Annotated in this window: 13 protein-coding genes and 1 pseudogene; 11 read left to right on the top strand and 3 right to left on the bottom strand. The window is 69.4% G+C overall.

The window, feature by feature from the left end:
- The 3 genes and pseudogenes from QSK36_RS34410 to QSK36_RS34420 form a co-directional block, all read left to right on the top strand.
- A pseudogene (locus QSK36_RS34410) lies at window positions 1-630 on the top strand (hypothetical protein); the annotation flags it as partial.
- The gene (locus tag QSK36_RS34415) at window positions 627-923 is read left to right on the top strand and encodes a hypothetical protein (RefSeq protein WP_285785264.1); all 297 of its coding nucleotides are present in this window, start codon (window positions 627-629) and stop codon (window positions 921-923) included. The pseudogene QSK36_RS34410 and the gene QSK36_RS34415, both read left to right, overlap by 4 nt.
- Before the next feature lie 14 nt (window positions 924-937).
- A complete protein-coding gene (locus tag QSK36_RS34420; RefSeq protein ID WP_285785265.1) occupies window positions 938-2,641 on the top strand; it encodes an immunoglobulin-like domain-containing protein in 1,704 nt (567 codons plus the stop codon).
- Between the two features lie 81 nt (window positions 2,642-2,722).
- On the opposite strand, the gene QSK36_RS34425 is transcribed toward QSK36_RS34420, so the two are convergent.
- Window positions 2,723-4,177, bottom strand: coding sequence for an arabinofuranosidase catalytic domain-containing protein (locus tag QSK36_RS34425; RefSeq protein ID WP_285785266.1), 1,455 nt, complete (start codon window positions 4,175-4,177; stop codon window positions 2,723-2,725).
- 723 nt (window positions 4,178-4,900) lie between these two features.
- Between QSK36_RS34425 and QSK36_RS34430 the strand changes: the two genes are divergently transcribed.
- From QSK36_RS34430 to QSK36_RS34445, 4 genes are all read left to right on the top strand, one after another.
- Window positions 4,901-5,734 (top strand): pectate lyase, encoded by an 834-nt coding sequence (locus QSK36_RS34430; protein ID WP_285785267.1) that lies wholly within the window; start codon window positions 4,901-4,903, stop codon window positions 5,732-5,734.
- Window positions 5,735-5,861: 127 nt separating this feature from the next.
- Complete coding sequence (locus tag QSK36_RS34435; protein ID WP_285785268.1) at window positions 5,862-7,145, top strand: CE1 family esterase; 1,284 nt, start codon at window positions 5,862-5,864, stop codon at window positions 7,143-7,145.
- A 43-nt stretch (window positions 7,146-7,188) separates the two neighbouring features.
- Window positions 7,189-8,793: a cellulose binding domain-containing protein gene (locus QSK36_RS34440; protein WP_285785269.1), complete on the top strand. Its 1,605-nt coding sequence runs from the start codon at window positions 7,189-7,191 to the stop codon at window positions 8,791-8,793.
- Between the two features lie 46 nt (window positions 8,794-8,839).
- Complete coding sequence (locus tag QSK36_RS34445; protein WP_285785270.1) at window positions 8,840-10,315, top strand: arabinofuranosidase catalytic domain-containing protein; 1,476 nt, start codon at window positions 8,840-8,842, stop codon at window positions 10,313-10,315.
- A gap of 78 nt (window positions 10,316-10,393) precedes the next feature.
- Here the strand turns inward: QSK36_RS34445 and QSK36_RS34450 are convergent, their stop codons facing one another.
- Complete coding sequence (locus QSK36_RS34450) at window positions 10,394-11,827, bottom strand: M48 family metalloprotease (RefSeq protein WP_285785271.1); 1,434 nt, start codon at window positions 11,825-11,827, stop codon at window positions 10,394-10,396.
- 215 nt (window positions 11,828-12,042) lie between these two features.
- Between QSK36_RS34450 and ybiA the strand changes: the two genes are divergently transcribed.
- Window positions 12,043-12,621, top strand: coding sequence for a riboflavin biosynthesis intermediates N-glycosidase (gene ybiA, locus QSK36_RS34455; RefSeq protein WP_285785272.1), 579 nt, complete (start codon window positions 12,043-12,045; stop codon window positions 12,619-12,621).
- 68 nt (window positions 12,622-12,689) lie between these two features.
- Entirely contained in the window at window positions 12,690-13,142 is a 453-nt protein-coding gene (locus tag QSK36_RS34460; protein ID WP_285785273.1) for a GNAT family N-acetyltransferase, read from the top strand.
- 19 nt (window positions 13,143-13,161) lie between these two features.
- On the opposite strand, the gene QSK36_RS34465 is transcribed toward QSK36_RS34460, so the two are convergent.
- Window positions 13,162-15,915: a beta-L-arabinofuranosidase domain-containing protein gene (locus QSK36_RS34465; RefSeq protein WP_285785274.1), complete on the bottom strand. Its 2,754-nt coding sequence runs from the start codon at window positions 15,913-15,915 to the stop codon at window positions 13,162-13,164.
- Between the two features lie 565 nt (window positions 15,916-16,480).
- Between QSK36_RS34465 and QSK36_RS34470 the strand changes: the two genes are divergently transcribed.
- Both QSK36_RS34470 and QSK36_RS34475 read left to right on the top strand, forming a co-directional pair.
- Window positions 16,481-18,079, top strand: coding sequence for a lectin (locus tag QSK36_RS34470; protein WP_183532974.1), 1,599 nt, complete (start codon window positions 16,481-16,483; stop codon window positions 18,077-18,079).
- A gap of 228 nt (window positions 18,080-18,307) precedes the next feature.
- Entirely contained in the window at window positions 18,308-18,979 is a 672-nt protein-coding gene (locus QSK36_RS34475) for a FadR/GntR family transcriptional regulator (RefSeq protein ID WP_182903473.1), read from the top strand.
- The last annotated feature ends 236 nt before the right edge of the window (window positions 18,980-19,215 follow it).

A 19,215-nucleotide genomic window follows, 5' to 3' on the forward strand; every position in this document is an offset into this window, starting at 1 on the left:
GTCTCGATCCCGCAGAACGCCACCCCCGGCGACCACCCCGCCGGCGTCACCGCCTCCATCGACACCATCTCCGGCCAGGTCCGCGTCCAAAACCGCGTCGGCGTCCGCCTCAACATCCGCGTGACCGGCACCTTCGCCGCCAAAGTCGCCGTGAGCGGCATCCACACCACCTACACCTGGTCGTGGAACCCCTTCACCCCCGGCACCGTCGAGGTCACCTACACCCTGGCCAACACCGGCAACGTCCGCCTGGCCCCCGACAGCCGCATCCTGACCTCCACCATCGCCGGCCAAAACGGCTGGGACGACACCTCCGAAGCCAAAGCCAGGGAAATCATGCCCGGCGGGCACCGCACCTTCACCGCACGCGTGACCGGCACCTGGCCCCTGGGACCCGTCGGCACCACGATCACCGCGATCCCCTCCCCCGCGGGCAAACCCCTGCCCGGCGTCACCGCCGAACGCATCGCGATCGACACCACCGTCTGGGCCATCCCCTGGCCGCAACTCGCCCTCCTGGCCCTCCTCGTCCTCGTCGTCCTCGCCATCCGCATCACCAGCGCACGCCGCCGCAAGCGCATCGAAAAACTGATCATCCTCAACGGCCGCGGCACCCCTCTTGGGACGTGACACCCGAGCCCGCGGGCGGAGAGCTCACCACGAAGAACGCCGGCAAGCCGCACAAGTCACTCAACGGCGTACGCAAGGCCGAGGACAAGGGTGACAAGAAGGTCGTCACCGACACTCCGGTCAGGGCCACGCTCCTGCGTGACGCCGACGCGCCGATCGTCCATCATGGCGGCGTTCGCCCTGTGAACACGCGCTACGGCGCCCGAAGGAGGCAGGCAATGGCGATGACAAATCGACGGCGACGGCATTCGGCTGCGTCAACGGCGGCGGCGCTCGCGCCCGTGAGCCTGTGACGGGAGGCGGTCAGATGGCACGCGCCGAGAGCACCGCGGCGGCCAGGCGCGCGGAGCAGGCCCTGGCTGGGATCGCGATTCCCAACGCCGACGACGTGCGGGGGAACGTGACCCTGCCGACGACGGTGGCGACGGCGCCGGGCGCGGTTGTCAGCTGGACCTCGTCGAATCCGGACATCGTGTCCGACCAGGCGGACGGCGCGATCGCGGCGGGCGTGGTGAAGCGCCCGCCGGCCGGGGCCGGCCCGGCCACGGTGACCCTCACGGCGTGCGTCACCGTCGACGCCGCCGAGGCTCGCCGTGAGTTCCTCCTGACGGTGCGGCCCGCGGTGAAGCTCGCCCCGTTCTCACGCTATGGAATGGCGAACTTCGCCAGGTCGAACAGCCAGGCGGGGCAGCAGATCTACATGGCCACGAGCGTCGGCAACGACCCGACCCGCTGGGTGGCGGTCAACAACGGAGAGATGGTCCTCCAGTCCACCAAGGGCATGCACGCCGTGCGCGACCCGTCGATCGTCCGGTCGCCGGAGGGAGACAGGTTCTACCTCGTCGCCACGGACCTGAACGTCGACGGCACGGCGTACGGGTGGAAGGGCTGGGACTGGGCGCAGAGCGGCGCCAGCCGCTACATCGAGGTCTGGGAGTCGCGTGACCTGCGGACCTGGTCGGAGCAGCGGCACGTACGGGTGGCCCCGGACGAGGCGGGGATGGCGTTCGCCCCGGAGGCGATCTGGGACGAGGCGATCGGGGCCTACGTCGTCTTCTGGACGTCGTCGATGTATCCACCCGGGACCTACTACACCCCCGACCGCGACGACCCGAACGGCCGCTATCCGCTGACGAGGAACCAGACCCTCTACACCACGACGCGCGACTTCGTGACGTTCACGCCGGCGAAGGTGATGAGCGGCAGGCCCGGCCACGGGACGCTCGACGCCGTCATCATCAGGGACGACGAGGACGGGTCGTACCACCGGTTCGTCAGCGACCGCGTCTCCACCGGCGTCGGGGTCACCACGTACGTCCCCGGCTGCGCAATTGACGACATCTATCAAGAGCGTTCGACGTCGGTGCTCGCGCCGCCCGAGGACTGGGAGCTCGTCAGGGGCTGCATCACCCACGACGCGATGAACACGACCTACGCCGAGGCGCCGATGGTCGTCAAGGCGAACCCCGGCGACGTACGCGGGAAGGGCTACTACCTGTGGGCGGACCAGAAGTGGGCCGACGCACCCGCGGGGGACCACATGGAGGAGCAGCTCAGCCCTTACTGGGGTAAGGACCTCGCGTCGGGCGAGTGGACGCCCGTCACCTGGCAGACGCCGGGCTACAACCTCGCGAACGGGGTCATCCGCCACGGGCACGTCTTCGCGCTGACCCAGGCCGAGCACGCCGCCCTGCGCGGCGCGGACCTGTCGTCGGTCTCGGTGAAGACGCCCCCGGCCACGACCGTCTACGCCATCGGTCAGTCCCTCGACCTGACGGGTCTCGTGGTCACGGCCGACTACACGGACGGTGTGAAGGACGAGGTCCTGGCCGAAGGGTACGGCGGATACTCCGTGGCGGGGTACGACCCCGCCATCCCCGGGACGCAGACCGTGACCGTCTCGTACACGGTGGCCGGTGTGACGAGGACCGTCTCGTTCCAGGTCCACGTCGTGAACGTGTCCGGCTCGAAGCCCTCGCCTCCCCCGTCATCCTCGAACCGGCCCATCTGACCACGACCGGCCGCTCACCCCGGCCGGTCGTGACCGGCCGGGGTTCGCTGCCGCCTGCCCGCGCACCGCCCGATTCTCGGATCAGCGGTAGCCGGCGGAGGTGACGTTGGCCTGCACCGAGTTCTCGGTCGCGTCGGACGGGTAACCCGAGACGATGGCTCCCTCGTAGAAGGTGCCCTGGCTCAGGTTGGTGTTGGTGGCGCAGCAGTCGCCACCGCTGCCCAGGATGATCGCGCCCTGCTTCTTCATCGGGCTGTAGCCGGGAGGCAGCGCGCCGTCCCACAGCGTGGTCATCGCGCCGGACTGCGCGTTGCCGCCCTTGATGGCGAAGCGCGACGTGCCGTTGTTCTTCAGCATCGCGGTGACGAACTTGCTGGTGAACGCCCGCTGGTTCGGGTTCCACGACGAGCTGCCGCCGGGGTAGAGGCCATATTCGAGGTCGGCCTGGACCCATGGGCCGGTCCCCGAGCACCCGCCGAACCAGCAGCTCGTGCCGAAGTAGATGGCGTCCATCGCACCGGCCCCGTCGGCCTTCCTGGTCGTCTCGCTGTTGCCGTAGTCGAAGCAGCAGCCGCTGTTGACGTGCGTGCCGCTGGTCACCATGTACATGCCCTCGGGCGCGCTGCCGGTCGGCACGCCGGTCAGGTGACCGTCCCGCCAGTAGCTGTTGCCGGGCTTGATGTACAGCGAGTAGGCCTTGCTGCCGCCGACCGTCAGCGACTCGGTTGTCGCGGTCGCGGGGGTGTCCTTGCCGCCGGCCCCGCCGGGTCCCTGGTAGAGCATGTTGTTGCCGTGCCCGGACTGGTCGTAGATCACGGTGATGACGCAGGAGGTGCCGGCGCAGAACGAGTCCTGCGCCGCCGCGTTGGCGGTGCCGCCCGCGGTCAGGACGCCGATGTCCCTGGTCGCGTTGTCGGAGGAGCGCCTGACCTGGTACAGGTTGCCGCTGTAGGAGTGGTAGAGCGCCCGCGTCGTGCTGTGCGCGGCCACACAGGGCGTGCCGCCCACGGCGTAGATGTCACACGGCTTGCTCGATGTCGGTGTGGACGACGGGCTGGCCGAAGGACTCGGGGAAGGGCTCGGGGAAGGGCTCGTGGACGGGCTGGGGCTGGGCGAACCGGTGACGCCGCCGGTGCAGGTCACGCCGTTCAGCGCGAAGCTCGTCGGCACCGGGTTGGAGCCGTTGAACGCTCCGTTGAACCCGAAGCTGGTGCTGCCGCCGCTGGGGATGCCGCCGTTGTAGTCCACGTTGGTCACGGTGACCTGGGAGCCCGACTGGGTGTAGGTGCCGTTCCACAGCTGGGTGATGGTCTGCCCTGCGGAGAACGACCAGGTCAGCTTCCAGCCGTTGATCGGGTCACCCAGATTGGTGACGCTCACGTTCGCACCGAAGCCACCCGGCCACTGGTTCGTGACCGAGTAGTCCACGCGACAGCCTGTGGCCGCGTGCGCGGCGGGCGCGGTCAGCGCACCGGCCGCGCCGGCCACGGCGGCGAGCCCGGTGGCAAGCCAGAGCCGCAGGCGAGGGACCTTCATCCGTACTCCCGGGGTTCGTTTCACGTCTTCATGGCGGTCAGCGACAGCGACAGGCGGCTCGGAGTTCTCGCGAGCCGGCAGAGATGGCGGATCCTGCTGTTAGCGTTAACAATCCATCTGCGGAACCAGTCCTTCTCTGTCGGAGCATGTGCTGGTGGTGGTGCGGCGGAGCAAATACGACGCGAGGGAGCCTCGTCAAGGGCCGGGTCCTCTCCGCGCCGGCCCTAGGTCCGCCGGCGGCCTGTCCCACCTGCTCGCATCAGGGCGTGGTCCCGTTCACTCGCGACGTTCAGGTGGTGAAAGTTTCACGGCAATGCCGACGTAACGTTCTGAGCGCCATCGGCCGGCCGACGACCAGATTGGCGTTGCGCGATGGAGCTGCGGAAACTTTCACAGTTCGGGTCGCTCACCAGCGCAGGCCAGTGTGGATGAGACCCCCTGCGGCTCAACGAAACAATTTCGAGATTCCCTTGACAGGTTTCTTCGCGGTTTCCAAACTGAGTCCCGAAGCGGCCTCCTGCCGGGGTCGGTGGTGAGCGGCAGGGGTTCCCGGTTGCGACGCCGTGAGTGTCGCATCCGCAGCTGGATCGGGCCGCGAATCCGCCGGGCCTGGCTTCCGCTCGCTCTCGTGAACGTCGATGGAGCGCCGGCCGGCCTGAGCTCCCCGCAGCCGGCATCACCGCGTGCGGCGGCGTAGTCGCCGTATCTCCCCCTGGAGTGTGAATGAACACGTCCGCACGATTCCGCACCGCGTTGTTCGCCGCCTCGGCGGCCGGGATGGTTCTCGCGGCCGGTCCGGCCGGCGGCGCGTCCGCGGGCACCGTCCCGGACGCGGTCCCGGCGGCGGTCCCGGCGGCGGCACTGCGCCTGGCCGCCTGGCCGTCCCCCACCGGTCAGCAGGCGGTCGGCGCCACGATCAACGTCTCGGGCACGCTCGACGGAGGGATGAAGCGCTACTACGGCACCGGCGCCCTCGGCAGCGGCAGCCAGAGCGAAAGCCAGTCCCCCATCTTCAAACTGGCCAACGGCGCGGTGCTGAAGAACGTCGTCATCGGCGCGCCCGCGGCCGACGGCGTCCACTGCATGGGCACGTGCACCCTGCAGAACGTGTGGTGGGAGGACGTCGGCGAGGACGCGGCCACGTTCAAGGGCACCTCGTCGTCGCAGACCATGACCATCGACGGCGGCGGCGCCAGGGCGGCCAGCGACAAGGTCTTCCAGCACAACGGCCCCGGCACCATGTACATCAAGAACTTCCAGGTGCAGAACTTCGGCAAGCTCTACCGCTCCTGCGGCAACTGCTCGACCCAGTACAAGCGCAACGTCGTCATCCAGAACGTCACGGCGACCACGCCCGGCAAGGTGCTGGCCGGCATCAACACCAACTACGGCGACACGGCGCGCTTCTCGCAGATCACGATCGTGAACGACCCGAGCAAGAAGGTCGTCATCTGCGAGAAGTACAGGGGCGTGACCAGTGGCGAGCCGACGAAGATCGGCAGCGGTGCCGACGGCGCCAACTGCGTCTACTCGTCGTCCGCCATCACCTACCGGTAGACCCGCCACTCGGCGCTCACCCCCGCGAGGGCCCTTCGGCAACGACGGGCCTCTGCGCCTCATCCCCCATCGGCGTACGCCGGCGTTCGACCGGCAGAGAGAGTGCACTGTGTCAAGACATAGACCCTTGTTCACCGCAATAGCGGTCGCGGCGCTGGCCGCCGTCCTGGCCACGGTTGGCCCGGCGCTGAGCGCCAGCGCCGGCATGACTCCCGCACGCGCGGTCAGCGCCGCCGCGGCGACGGCCGGATGCGGCAAGGCCGCCGGGCTGGCGAGCGGTACGCACACGATTCAGAGCAGCGGGAAGAATCGCAGCTACATCCTGAAAGTCCCCGACAACTACGACAACAACCACCCCTATCGGTTGGTCTTCGGGTTCCACTGGCTGGGCGGCACCGCCACCGATGTCGCGACGGGCCAGACCGTGCAGAGGGACGTGTGGGCCTACTACGGGCTGCTGCGCCTGTCGAACAACAGCACGATCTTCGTCGCCCCGCAGGGCCTCAACAACGGCTGGGCCAATTCCAACGGTGAAGACATGACCTTCGTCGACGACATGATCAAGCAGATCGAGGGAGCTCTCTGCGTCGACACATCGCAATTGTTCGCCACGGGCTTCAGCTATGGCGGCGCCATGAGTTACTCGATCGCGTGTGCCCGGGCGAACGTCTTCCGCGCGGTCGCGGTCCAGTCCGGCGGCGTGCTCAGCGGGTGCAGCGGCGGCACCCAGCCGATCGCGTACATGGGCATCCACGGCATCAGGGACGGCGTGCTCAACATCTCCGGCGGACGATCCCTACGTGACCGGTTCGTCAGGAACAACGGCTGCACCACCCAGAACCCGCCCGAGCCGGCGCAGGGCAGCCTGACGCACAGGATCACCACCTACTCGGGCTGCTCGGCCGGACACCCGGTCGTGTGGGCCGCGTTCGACGAAGGGCACATCGCCGCACCTCAGGACGGGGCCACCGGTGACAGCGGCTCCAGGACCTGGGTCCCCGCAGAGGTGTGGAAGTTCTTCACGCAGTTCCAGACCACCTCGTCGCCGTCGCCGTCGCCGTCCCCCTCCGCCTCGCAGTCACCGAGCAGCTCGCCGTCCCCGAAGCCTCCGGTCGGCGGGGCGTGTTCGGCGACGATCGAGACGACCAACAGCTGGCCGGGCGGGTTCCAGTCGACGGTGACCGTACGGGCGGGCAGCGCGGCGGTCAACGGCTGGACCGTGAAGTGGACCTGGCCGAGCGGGCAGAGCATCAGCAGCCTGTGGAACGGCACGCAGAGCGTGTCCGGGTCCAGCGTGACCGTCCGCAACGCGGACTACAACGGCTCGATCGCGGCCGGGGCGTCCACCACCTTCGGCTTCACCGCCAACGGCAGCGCGGCCACCCCCACCGCCACCTGCACGAGCCCTTGATCCCCGTCATTCGCCATGCATCCGTAGCTCACAAGGAGGATCCGTGCGGAAGGTGCGAGTCCTACTCGCCGCGGGCATTCTCGCAGGCGCCCCGATCGCCCTGCAGGACCCGGCCGGTGCCCTGGAGAACGGCGTGGCCCGCACGCCGCCCATGGGCTGGAACAGTTGGAACACGTTCGGCTGCAACATCAACGAGACGTTGATCAAGCAGATGGCCGACACGATCGTCAGCTCCGGCCTGCGCGACCTGGGCTACAAGTACGTCGTGGTCGACGACTGCTGGTTCAACCCCACCCGCGACTCCGCGGGGAACCTCCAGGGCAATCCCTCGCGATTCCCCAGCGGGATGAAGGCCCTCGGCGACTACCTGCACGCAAGAGGGCTGAAGTTCGGCATCTACCAGGTGCCGGTGGACAAGACCTGCGCGCAGTACTTCGGCGGCTACCCGGGCGCGACCGGGAGCCAGGGACACGAGGTCCAGGACGCCCGGCAGTTCGCCGCCTGGGGCGTGGACTACCTGAAGTACGACTGGTGCTCGCCCAACGGCACCATCGACGACCAGGTCCGTACGTTCGCGAAGATGCGTGACGCGCTGGCGGCGACCGGACGGCCGATCGTCTACAGCATCAACCCCAACAGCATCCACGCGAAGACGGGGCCGCAGCGCGACTGGGGCGACGTCGCCAACATGTGGCGGACGACCGAGGACATCACCAACAAGTGGGACACCGGTCAGACCAACGGATACCCGATGGGCATCCAGAACATCGTCAACGTCACCGTCCCACTCGCGTCGTACGCGAAACCGGGAGCGTTCAACGACCCGGACATGATGGAGGTCGGCCGTGGCGGCATGACCGACACGGAGATGCGCAGCCACTTCGCCCTCTGGGCGGTGATGGCCTCACCCCTGATCGCCGGAAACGATCTGCGCAGCATGGACTCGGCGACGACGACCATCCTGAAGAACCAGAACCTCATCGCCATCAACCAGGACCCGCTCGGTCTGCAGGCCCGCCAGATCAGCAACGACGGGACCCGGCGCGTGCTGGCCAAGAAGCTCGGCAACGGCGACGTCGCGGTCGCCCTGTTCAACCAGGGCGGCAGCACCACCACGATCAGCACCACCGCGGCCGCGATCGGGCTGTCCGGCGGTTCGTTCACCCTGCGCGACGCGTGGACGAACGCCGTCAGCGGCAGCAACGGCACCATCTCGGCCGCCGTGCCGGCGCACGGCACCGTCGTCTACCGGGTCAGCGGCGACACGACCCCCTCACCGTCCCCCACCCCGTCGCCGTCCCTCACGCCGTCACCGTCCCCCACCCCGTCGCCGAGCGGGCGACCCGGCGGGTGTACGGCGACGTACCGGCTGGTCAACAGCTGGGGCGGCGGCTTCCAGAGCGAGGTGACCGTCGGCAACACCGGATCGGCCGCGCTCAACGGCTGGACCGTGACGATGACCCTGGCCGGCGGACAGAGCGTCACGAGCCTGTGGAACGGCGTGAACACCGGCACCAGCGGCGCGATCACCGTCAAGAACGCCCCCTACAACGGCACCGTCGCCGCCAACGGGTCGACGACGTTCGGATTCACCGCCGAGGGCGACGGCTCGATCGCCCCCACCAGCGTGACCTGCACGAGCCCGTGACCGAGCAGGTCCGCGAATCGACTACTCAGAGATTGGGGAAACACCTGTGCGACATGTCAGCTCTTTCCACCGGCGGTTGAGGCTGTCGGCCGCCGCCGTCGCCGCGCTGTTGGCGGCCGGCGTCGGCGTGGCCGGTACGCATACCGCGTCGGCCGCCGCGGCCGGATGCCAGGTCACCTATACGGTCACAAACCAGTGGCCGGGCGGCTTCGGCACGAACGTGAGCGTCACCAACCTCGGGGACCCGATCAACGGCTGGAAGCTGACCTGGTCGTTCCCCGCCGGGCAGACCATCACCCAGCTGTGGAACGGCACCTACACCCAGTCGGGCTCCCAGGTCACAGTGACCAACGTGGACTACAACGGCGGCATCCCCAGCGGCGGCAGCACCAGCTTCGGGTTCAACGGAGCGTTCAACGGCTCCAACCCGGTGCCGACAAGCTTCGCCCTCAACGGCGTGACCTGCACCGGCGGCGTCACCTCCCCGTCGCCCGGCACCTCCCCCAGCACATCTCCCAGTGCCTCCCCCAGCGTCTCGCCGTCAACGTCACCCTCGCCGCCGTCGTCCAAGCAGCCGTGTGACATCTACGCCGCGGGCGGCACTCCGTGTGTCGCGGCGCACAGCACGACCCGCGCCCTGTACGCGAACTACAACGGCCCGCTCTACCAGGTGCGCCGTTCCTCGGACAACACCACCCGCGACATCGGCGTGCTGAGCGCGGGCGGAGCCGCCAACGCCGCCGCGCAGGACTCGTTCTGCTCCGGCACCACCTGCCTCATCACCAAGATCTACGACCAGTCCGGCCGAGGCAACCACCTCACCCAGGCGCCTCCCGGCGGGTTCTCCGGCCCGGCCGCGGGCGGCTACGACAACCTCGCGACCGCCACCAAGGCGCCGACCACGGTCTACGGCCACAAGGCCTACGGCGTCTACGTCGACCCGGGCGTCGGCTACCGCAACAACGCCACCAACGGCGTCGCCAAGGGCGACCAGCCGGAGGGGATGTACGCGGTCTTCGACGGCACCCATTACAACGGCGGCTGCTGCTTCGACTACGGCAACGCCGAGACCAACAGCCGCGACAACGGCAACGGCACGATGGAGGCCATCTACTTCGGCAACATCAAGGTCTGGGGCTACGGCACGGGCAACGGCCCCTGGGTCATGGCCGACCTGGAGAACGGCCTGTTCTCCGGCGTGAACCCCGGTTACAACGCCAACGACCCGAGCGTGAACTACCGATACCTGACCGCCATCATCAAGGGTGAGCCCAACCACTGGGCCATCCGGGCCGGCAACGCCCAGTCGGGCGGTCTGTCGACCTTCTACGACGGCAAGCGGCCCAACGCCTCGGGCTACAACCCGATGAAGAAGGAAGGCGCCATCATCCTCGGCATCGGCGGCGACAACAGCCACGGTTCCGCGGGCACCTTCTACGAGGGCGTGATGACCTCCGGCTACCCGACCGCGGCCACCGAGAACGAGGTGCAGGCGAACATCGTCGCCGCCGGATACAAGTAGACCGGCGACGACCACGACGGATCGGGCCGTCCCCGGGCACAGCCCCGGGGACGGCCCGCCGCCGGTTGTGCCATCTCGTCATGACGTCGCCGCGGGCTCAAGGATCTCCGGCAGTCGGTCGCCCCGCTCGATCGCCCGCGCCAGCCGTACGACGTCGACGACGTCGCCGTCCGGCCCGGCGAGTTCCCGGTGGCGCAGCGCGTTGACGTAGGTGTAGCCCTTCAGCCGCAACGTGCGGTGGAGGACCGGGAAGAGGGCGCACACTCCGGCGGACAGGTGCGTGCACGATCCCTGTCTGTGCTCCCACTCGAGCCGCGCGCCGCGCCCGGCCACCACGATCTCCACCAGGTCGGCGAGCACCGGGTCCGGCCGGCCGGACAGACGGGCCGTAGCCCGGAGGACGCTGTCATAGTCCTGTTCGATGTATGCGTCCCAGACCGAGAAGGGCATCTCGGCGAAGTTGACGTACCAGTGCACCGTCCGGCCCGCGGTGTAGTGGCTGAGCAGCCGGCGGGCGAACCGATCTTCGACGGCCGGGTGGAGCGCCCCCACGATCGGGTTCTCCGCCGGCCGAGGCGGGCCTTCCGGAGTGACGCCGAGTGCGGCGATCCGGTCGGTCACGAACCCGTGGTCGGCCGGGTCGGCCGCGTACAGCTCAAGGCAGCGGGGCATGAGCCGGGCCGGCAGGTCGTCCTCGTACACCTTCCAGCGCCAGCCCTGATAGAGGTCCACGGCGAACAGCCCATAGGAGGGCAGATCCGCGGCGTAGCGGCCGAGGAACCAGCCCAGCGAATGGCCCAGGAGCGCACCCCGAAGAAGCGTGGTCGCCACGGTTCGCCGATCGGACACCCGGCAGCTCTCTTCGTCGGCCTGGACGAGGAGGGCCCTGACGGCGGCGGCGATCTCCGTCCGGACGGCGTCCTTCTTTTTCGGCCCCGATGCCCACAGCTCGATGAGCGCACGGACCGGCCATCTCCTGCACGCCTCCAGGAGGGCGAGCTCGAAGGCGATGACCCCGCGCAACTCCGCCCGGTCGAAACCCATGGCGTACGGCAGGCCGATCCACAGCTCCGTACGCCGCGGTCCCAGCGGGGTGGCGCCCGACTCCGCGATGGGCACGAAACACACGCGTGACGGACGCCGGACGCCCAGCGTCCCGGCCACCTCGTCGACCATCGCGTGGAGCTCCGGGTAGTCCGCCCGCCGGGCGAGGTGCCGATGGCGCGCGCGGCGCGGCCAGGCGAAGGGGATCACGCGCACGGCGACCATCACGATGCCGGCGATCACCATCGGCGCCTGTTCCCGGTAACCGTGGCTCCAGGCGACGGCCCCGGCGACCACGCCTGCCGCCACCGGGAGAGCCGCGTTGTTCAGCCACCCGGGGAGGAGGCTCCAGTGCCACACTCCCCGCAAAGCGGGCAGGGGCGGCCACCGGCCGTCCCTCAGCCACCCGGGGATGAAGGCCCGGGGGCGATGAGCCAGCACGAGCCATGCCACACGTCTGCGGGTCATGCCTCCTGGTAACACGGACGACTCCTCCCAAGACCGGTCACCGCTCCCGGAGCACTTCCTCGGGGCTCACCGCCGCGGCGTGCCGACGAGCGGTGTTATTCGGCGAAGGCCGGCCTGCGGAGCCGGTTCGGTCAGCTTAGGGCCCGGCGTCCGTGCGAGGCGTCGCGCCGGGCACCGTAACTCGATGGCCGGAACGGGGCCGCCTGTGGCACGGTGTGTGCGTGTCCGAGCAGATCTCGCCGCCTCGCAGCGTGGACGAGGCGATCGCCGCGGAGCAGGCGGGCCGTAGCCTCCGCTACCTGTACTTCTGGGGCCACCGGCCGGCCCGCGACGGCGGGGTCGGCCCCGGCTGCCTGTCGCAGTGGTGGCCGGCCGCCTTCACGGAGGACGGCCACACCTTCGCCTCCGCGGAGCATTACATGATGGCGCACAAGGCCTGGCTGTTCGGCGACACGCGGACCGCCGAAGCCATCCTCGCGGCCGGTCATCCGGGCGAGGCCAAGAAGCTCGGCCGGGCCGTACGCGACTTCGACGAGCAGGTCTGGGCCGCTGACCGGTTCGGCATCGTGGTCCGCGGCAGCATCGCCAAGTTCGGCCAGAACCCCGAGCTGTCGCGCTTCCTGCTCGCGACCGCCGACCGGGTCCTGGTCGAGGCCAGCCCACTCGACCGGATCTGGGGCATCGGCCTGGCGGCCGACGACGAACGCGCCGCCTCCCCCTCGACCTGGCAGGGCCTCAACCTGCTCGGCTTCGCCCTGATGGCGGCCCGCGACGCCCTGCGGACCGGCTCGTGAACGCCGGCACCCCCGCTGCCCGGCCGAACCGCGCGGGACAGTCCGCTCACGGCACTGTGACACGCGCTGTGCCACGCACTGTGCCGCTGATCCGCCGCGCCGGGACCGGTGACGCCGAAGGCGTCGCCGAGGTGTTCCTCGCCGCCCGGGCCGGGATGACCTATCTGCCCCGCCTGCATTCCGACGAGGAGACCCGGGCGTGGATCGCCGGCGTCATGCTCCCCTCGTCGCAGGTGTGGGTCGCCGAGCTGCGTGGCCGGATCGTGGGATTCGCCGCCCTGCGCGGACAGTGGCTGGACCACCTCTACCTCGCGCCCGCCGCGCAGAACGGCGGCGTCGGGAGCGCGCTGCTCGACCACGCCAAGAAGGCGCGCCCCCTCGGACTCGACCTGCATGTGTTCCAGCAGAACACCGGTGCCCGGCGTTTCTACGAGCGGCACGGCTTCACCCTCGTCGCGGAGGGCGACGGCAGCGGCAACGAGGAGAACCTGCCCGACGCCCGCTACCGCTGGCGGCCCTGACCGCCCGCTCACCTGCGGACTAGAGGAACCGCCACAGGTGGTCGTTCGCTCCGTTGTCGTCGGCGAGCACGACCTGGGCGCCCTGGGCGGTGGAGCCGCCGCTGACACCGAGGACCCGGCCGCCGTTGGCGCACTGGATGCGGAAGCACCCGTTGGATCCGTACCGCAGCCGCCACCGGTGGTCGGCGGTGCCGTTGTCGGCCCACTGGAGCACCCGCGCGCCGGCGGCCGTGCTCGCGTTCTCCACGCCGAGCACCTTGCCGCTGTTGGAGTTGCGCAGGCGCAGATAGCCGCCGGAGTCCACGACGGCGGTCCACAGGTGGTCGGCCGTACCGGTGTCGCCCCACTGGATCGCCAAGCCGCCGTCGGCCGTGGACATGTCCTGCACACCCAGCACCAGCCCGCTGGCCAGGTTCTGGATGCGCCGGGCCCCGTTGGGCACGAACCGCCACTGGTTGTCCGCACTGCCGTTGTCGGAGTCCTGCACCGCCTGGGTTCCGTTGGCGGTCGAGCCGCCCTGGATGGCGAGCAGCTTGCCGCTGTTGACGTTGCGGATCTTGTGGGAGCCGTCGCCGGCGTCGGTGATCGTCCAACGGTGGTCGGCGGTGCCGTTGTCGCTCCACTGCAGGACGCGGGCGTTGTCGGTGGTGGACATGTTCTCCACGCCGAGAACCTTGCCGCTGTTGACGTTGCGCAGCCGGACGGCGGTGCCGTCGACGACCATCTCCCAGTCGTGGTCGGCGGTGCCGCTGTCGTTCCACTGCAGCGCGAGCCCGCCGTCGGCGGTGGACATGTTCTGGATGCCCAGGACGAGGCCGCTGGCCGCGTTGACCAGCCGGTAGGTCGCTGTCCCGCCTCCGCCGCTCTGCCCGTTGGCGCTCCAGTAGACGGTGTAGTTGTACCCGTGTGCGTCGTAGAACGGGCCCAGGTTGACCGTGGCTCCGTTGGCGGTGGCGGTGAAGGTGAGCGCCGTGGTGCCGGTCCGGGTGATCGAGGCGGTGTTCAGGGCGGGCAGCGCCGACAGCGCCGTGTTGCCGTAGTTCCCGGACAGGACGACCGGGCCGTACGTGATCGCCGCGACGTTGGGGTTGTCGTTGGCGGCCTTCATGACCACGCGCATCGGCAGGCTGACCGTGACGGTGTCGCCGGAGGCCCAGGTGCGGGTGAGGGTCGCGTAGGTGCCGGGGGTGGTGTCCACGCTCTGCTGCTCGCCGTTGACGCTGATCGTCGCCCCGGTGGCCCAGCCGGGGATGCGGACGCGCATCGACCACGACCCACCGGCGTCGCCGGTGACCTGCAGGGTGACGGTGTCGCTCGCCGGATAGGACGTCGTCTGGGTGACCGTGATCCCCCGCTGGGTCCAGTTCAGGACCGACGGCGTGAACAGGTTCACGATCAGAGTGGTGCCGTTGTAGAAGTAGACGGAGTCCATCAGCGCCGTGTTGACCTCCACACCCGTGCCCTGGCAGCACCAGAACGAGTTGTAGTCGGTGCTGTAGGTGCCGCCGCCCCACGCTGGGCCCACGCCACGGCGGCCGCCCGGCTTGAGCGGCGTGAAGTAGGTGACGTGCCCGTGGCCGTCGGCCGGGTTCTGCGCGCCGATGACGTGGTTGAACAGCGCCTGCTCGTAGAAGTCGAAGTACGCCGCCCGGTTCGGGTCGAGCAGCCACAGCTCGCGGGTCAGCTTGAGCATGTTGTAGCTGTTGCAGTGCTCGCAGGTGTCGTTGGTGAGATACCCGGCGATGGCGTTGGGAGCCCGGAAGTGCTCGGCCTGGCTGTTGCCGCCGATCGCGTAGGTGTGCGCGCCGACGGTGATGTTCCAGGCGTTGGCGGCGATGTCCCGGTAGCGGGTGGTGCCGGTCGCCTTGTACTCGCGGGCCGCACCGATCCACTTGGGCACCTGGGTGTTGGCGTGCAGACCGTTGAGCTGGTCCTGGTTGGCCGCGAGGGGGTTGAACACGGCCGCGTGGTCGAACCGCTGAGCCGCGGTCAGCCAGCGGGCGTCGCCGGTCTGCTGGTAGAGGTCGGTCAGCACGGCGTTCATGCCGCCGAACTCGGTGCCCAGCATGGCCTGCATCTGGCTGCCGCTCAGCCTGCCGGTCCGCCAGTCCACCCAGCCGGCCAGCGCGAGCAGCACATCACGCGCCTGCGTGTTGCCGATGTGCCGCCACACGTCGAGCAGCCCGGCCATCGTCTTGTGCACGCAGTAGTACGGGACGTTGCCGTTGCTCAGCGTGCGGGCCTCGAGGGCGGTGAAGTCGGACTCGGGGAAGCCGGACAGATACCCGGTGTTGAACCCGGCGGCGCCGTTGTTGGCCTGGCACTTGGCCAGCTCCGCCACCATGTGGTTCGCCTTGTCCCGGCACGTGGTGTCGCCGAGCACGGCATAGGCCTGGGCCCACGCGGTCAGGAAGTGCCCCTGCACATGGGTGCGGAACGGGAAGCTGGGGGCGTCCCACCCCCCGTTCGCGGCGGCGCCGTTGGTGGACAGCCGGTGATTGGCCCGGAAGTTGTACAGCAACCGGTCGGCGTCGACGAACCGCAGATACGACAGCGTCCGGTTCTGGTTGTCCAGCCAGCGGCCCCCGGTCAGCCGCACCTGCCCGAGCTCGAAGGCGTACGCCGACACGCCGATGTCGGCCCGGGCCGGCGCGACCGCGGCTCCGGCCGCCCGGGCGCCGGCGACCTCCCCGACGGCGGAGACCACGACAGCGGCCCCGGCGGCCCCGGCGGCCTGGAGCAGCCGGCGTCGGCTGAAGGATGAGGGCGACACGTGGCCTCCTGGACGACCTTTTGTTAGCGTTAACAATTTGCCTTGCTCGCCATCCGCTGTCGGATGACGTCGAACGAGGCGCGGGACACCCGCGGAATCGACGGCGTGGCCCCGTCGCGGGAGCGTGCGGTGGGCGGCGGGACCGCCGCCCACCGCCGCTCCGACAGGAGACCACCCGGGCTCAGTGTGGAAACCGTCACGAAAAGTGTCAAGACAAGCCGGAAAGTTTCGCGTGATCACTCGCCGGCAAAACACGCCTGCCTGGGACGATGAGGAATGCCGCCGCGGCAACGTTCCAAGAATGCGCAGCAGTGGCGCTCTGGGCTGAAACTTTCACCGGAGCGCGCGCCCCGGATCGACGGCCGCACCCGGTAAGGGCAGGCGGCGCGGCATCCGGCGAAGCACACGCGCCGCAGCCCTCTTGACGGGATCGGCGGGGTCGTATTTGCTCCGCCGCACACCACAAACCCATCCCACGTGAAGGCCGACCCGGCACGAAATGTTACCGATAACAGGCCCCGATCCGCTCCCACGGGCGACGGACCGGCCACGGGTAAGGAGTCAGATGCACAAGATCGCTCGATGGACGCTGGCGGCGGTGCTGGCCGCCGGGTCCCTGGTCGCGGCCGGCGGCATGACGTCGCCGGCCGCCGCGCTGGACAACGGGCTCGCCCGTACCCCCCAGATGGGGTGGAACGACTGGAACAGCTTCGGCTGCAACGTCAACGACAGCCTGATCCGGCAGACCGCGGACGTCATGGTCTCCAGCGGCATGGCGGCGGCGGGCTACCAGTACGTCAACATCGACGACTGCTGGTCGACCAAGAGCCGCAACTCCAACGGCGACCTGGTGCCCGACCCGCAGAAGTTCCCCAACGGGATCAAGGCCGTGGCCGACTACGTCCACTCCAAGGGCCTGAAGCTCGGCATCTACTCCTCGGCGGGCCTCACGACCTGTGCGGGCTATCCGGCCAGCCTCGGCAACGAGCGGCGCGACGCGGCCCTGTGGGCGTCGTGGGGCATCGACTACCTGAAGTACGACAACTGCGGCGACCACCAGGGCAAGAACGGGCAGCAGCGGTACACGGCGATGCGTGACGCGCTCGCCGCCACCGGGCGTCCGATCCTGTTCAGCCTGTGCAACTGGGGCCAGGAGAGCGTCTGGACCTGGGGCATGCCGACCGGTAACTCCTGGCGCACGACCGGCGACATCCAGTCGAACTTCGGCTCGGTCATGGGCATCCTGGACCAGCAGGTCGGGCTGGAGGCGTACTCGGGGCCGGGCGGCTGGAACGACCCCGACATGCTGGAGGTCGGCAACGGCTCGATCACCGGAACCGAGGGCAGGGCGCACTTCAGCCTGTGGGCGCTGCTGAACGCGCCTCTCATCGCGGGCAACGACATCCGCTCAATGAGCGCCGACACCCGTACGATCCTGACCAACACCGAGGTCATCGCGGTCAACCAGGACTGGGGCGGCCGGCAGGGCACCAAGATCAGCGACAACGGGAACCTCGAGGTCTGGCGCAAGCCGATGTCGAACGGCTCGGTCGCGGTCGTGCTGCTCAACCGCGGCACCTCGACGGCGACGGTGTCCACCACCGCCTCCGCCCTCGGCCTCGGCGCCGCGGCCTCCTACTCCGTACGCGACCTGTGGGCGCACACGACCGGCTCCTCGTCCGGGACGATCAGCGCGTCGGTGCCCGCGCACGGGGCCGCCATGTACATCGTGAGCGGAGGGGGCCTGGTCACGCCGTCCCCCACACCCACTCCCACCGGAGGGAGCGCGATCAAGGGCGTGGGGTCGGGCCGGTGCCTGGACGTCAGCGGCGTTTCGCAGACCAACGGCGCCCAGGTGCAACTGTGGGACTGCAACGGCCAGTCCAACCAGCAGTGGACGCCGACCGCCTCGGGTGAGCTGCGGGTCTACGGCAACAAGTGCCTGGACGTGTACAACGCCGGCACCGCGGACGGCACCAACGTGATCATCTGGGACTGCAACGGGCAGAACAACCAGAAGTGGCGGCTCAACTCCGACGGCAGCATCACCGCCGTCGGCGCGAACAAGTGCCTGGACGCCTACAACAACGGCACCGCCAACGGTACCAAGGTCATCATCTGGACCTGCAACGGCCAGGCCAACCAGCGCTGGACCCGCGTCTGACCACGCGTACCATCGCCCGGGGCGCCCTCGTCGCGAGGGCGCCCCACCGGGCGCCCTCCTCCGAAGGACATCGGAGGAGGGCGTCGATGCCGTTCCTCCTCCCCGATGCCGCGAAGCGGCAGGGCTCAGCGCAGGCAGGTCCGGCGCGGACGCGACCTCCACTCCTTTACACTGCTAGACATCCGATGTATGCGGCCTCGTTCGCGAGGAGACAGTGGGGGAGGCTTCGTGGCGGTCACGGACGCGGCGATCGACAGGATCAAGCAGATGATCACGTCGGGCGAGCTCGCTCCGGGTGACCGGCTGCCGAAGGAGGCCGATCTGGCCGAACGGCTCGGCCTGTCCCGCAACTCCCTGCGGGAGGCCGTCCGCGCCCTCGCTCTCATCAACGTGCTCGACGTACGGCAAGGCGACGGCACCTACGTCACCAGCCTGCAGCCCCACCTGCTCCTGGAGGCTATGTCGTTCGTCGTGGACTTCCACCGCGACGACACCGTGCTGCAGTTCCTGGAGGTGCGGCGCGTCCTGGAACCCGCCGCCACCGCGATGGCCGCGATGAACATGCCGGACGAGGACGTCAAGGAGCTCCGTGCCATCCTCGACGCGCTGCCCGACGATCCCAGCGTGGAGGAGCTGGTCGCCAACGACCTGCGGTTCCACCAGCACATCGCGGCGGGGGCGGGCAACCCGGTGCTGTGCTCGCTGATCGACAGCCTCTCGGGGCCGACGACGCGGGCCCGGGTGTGGCGCGGCCTCACGCAGGAGGGAGCGCTCGACGACACCCGGGAGCAGCACGTCATGATCTGCGACGCGATCGCGGCCCGGAGGCCCGAGGTGGCCAGGGCATGGGCCACGGTCCACGTGGCGGGCGTCGAGGAGTGGCTCCGCCGCACGCTCTGAACCGGTGCCGGCCCGGGTCGCGCCTCGGCCTGCGGTCCGACGACGTTGCGCCCGCCCGATGGTGCAGGCGAAGCCGTGCCCTTCGAGGCCGTCACAGGCCCTGAGCACCACGTAGGCGGCCGAGTAGTCCGGATCCGGATTCATCGCGTCGGAGCCGCCCGATTCCCTTGATGTGGAAAGCGGACGTCGAGGTTCTCCAGCGTCACGATCTCGCCGTGCTCACCGGTTCGCTCGCT

The sequence above is a fragment of the Microbispora sp. NBRC 16548 genome, from assembly GCF_030268985.1.
Taxonomy (GTDB): Bacteria; Actinomycetota; Actinomycetes; order Streptosporangiales; family Streptosporangiaceae; genus Microbispora; species Microbispora catharanthi.

Coding starts and splice junctions, on each gene's coding strand:
- QSK36_RS34470 (WP_183532974.1), top strand. CDS start 16,481: ATGCACAAGATCGCTCGATGGACGCTGGCGGCGGTGCTGGCCGCCGGG.
- QSK36_RS34450 (WP_285785271.1), bottom strand. CDS start 11,827: ATGACCCGCAGACGTGTGGCATGGCTCGTGCTGGCTCATCGCCCCCGG.
- QSK36_RS34425 (WP_285785266.1), bottom strand. CDS start 4,177: ATGAAGGTCCCTCGCCTGCGGCTCTGGCTTGCCACCGGGCTCGCCGCC.
- QSK36_RS34430 (WP_285785267.1), top strand. CDS start 4,901: ATGAACACGTCCGCACGATTCCGCACCGCGTTGTTCGCCGCCTCGGCG.
- QSK36_RS34420 (WP_285785265.1), top strand. CDS start 938: ATGGCACGCGCCGAGAGCACCGCGGCGGCCAGGCGCGCGGAGCAGGCC.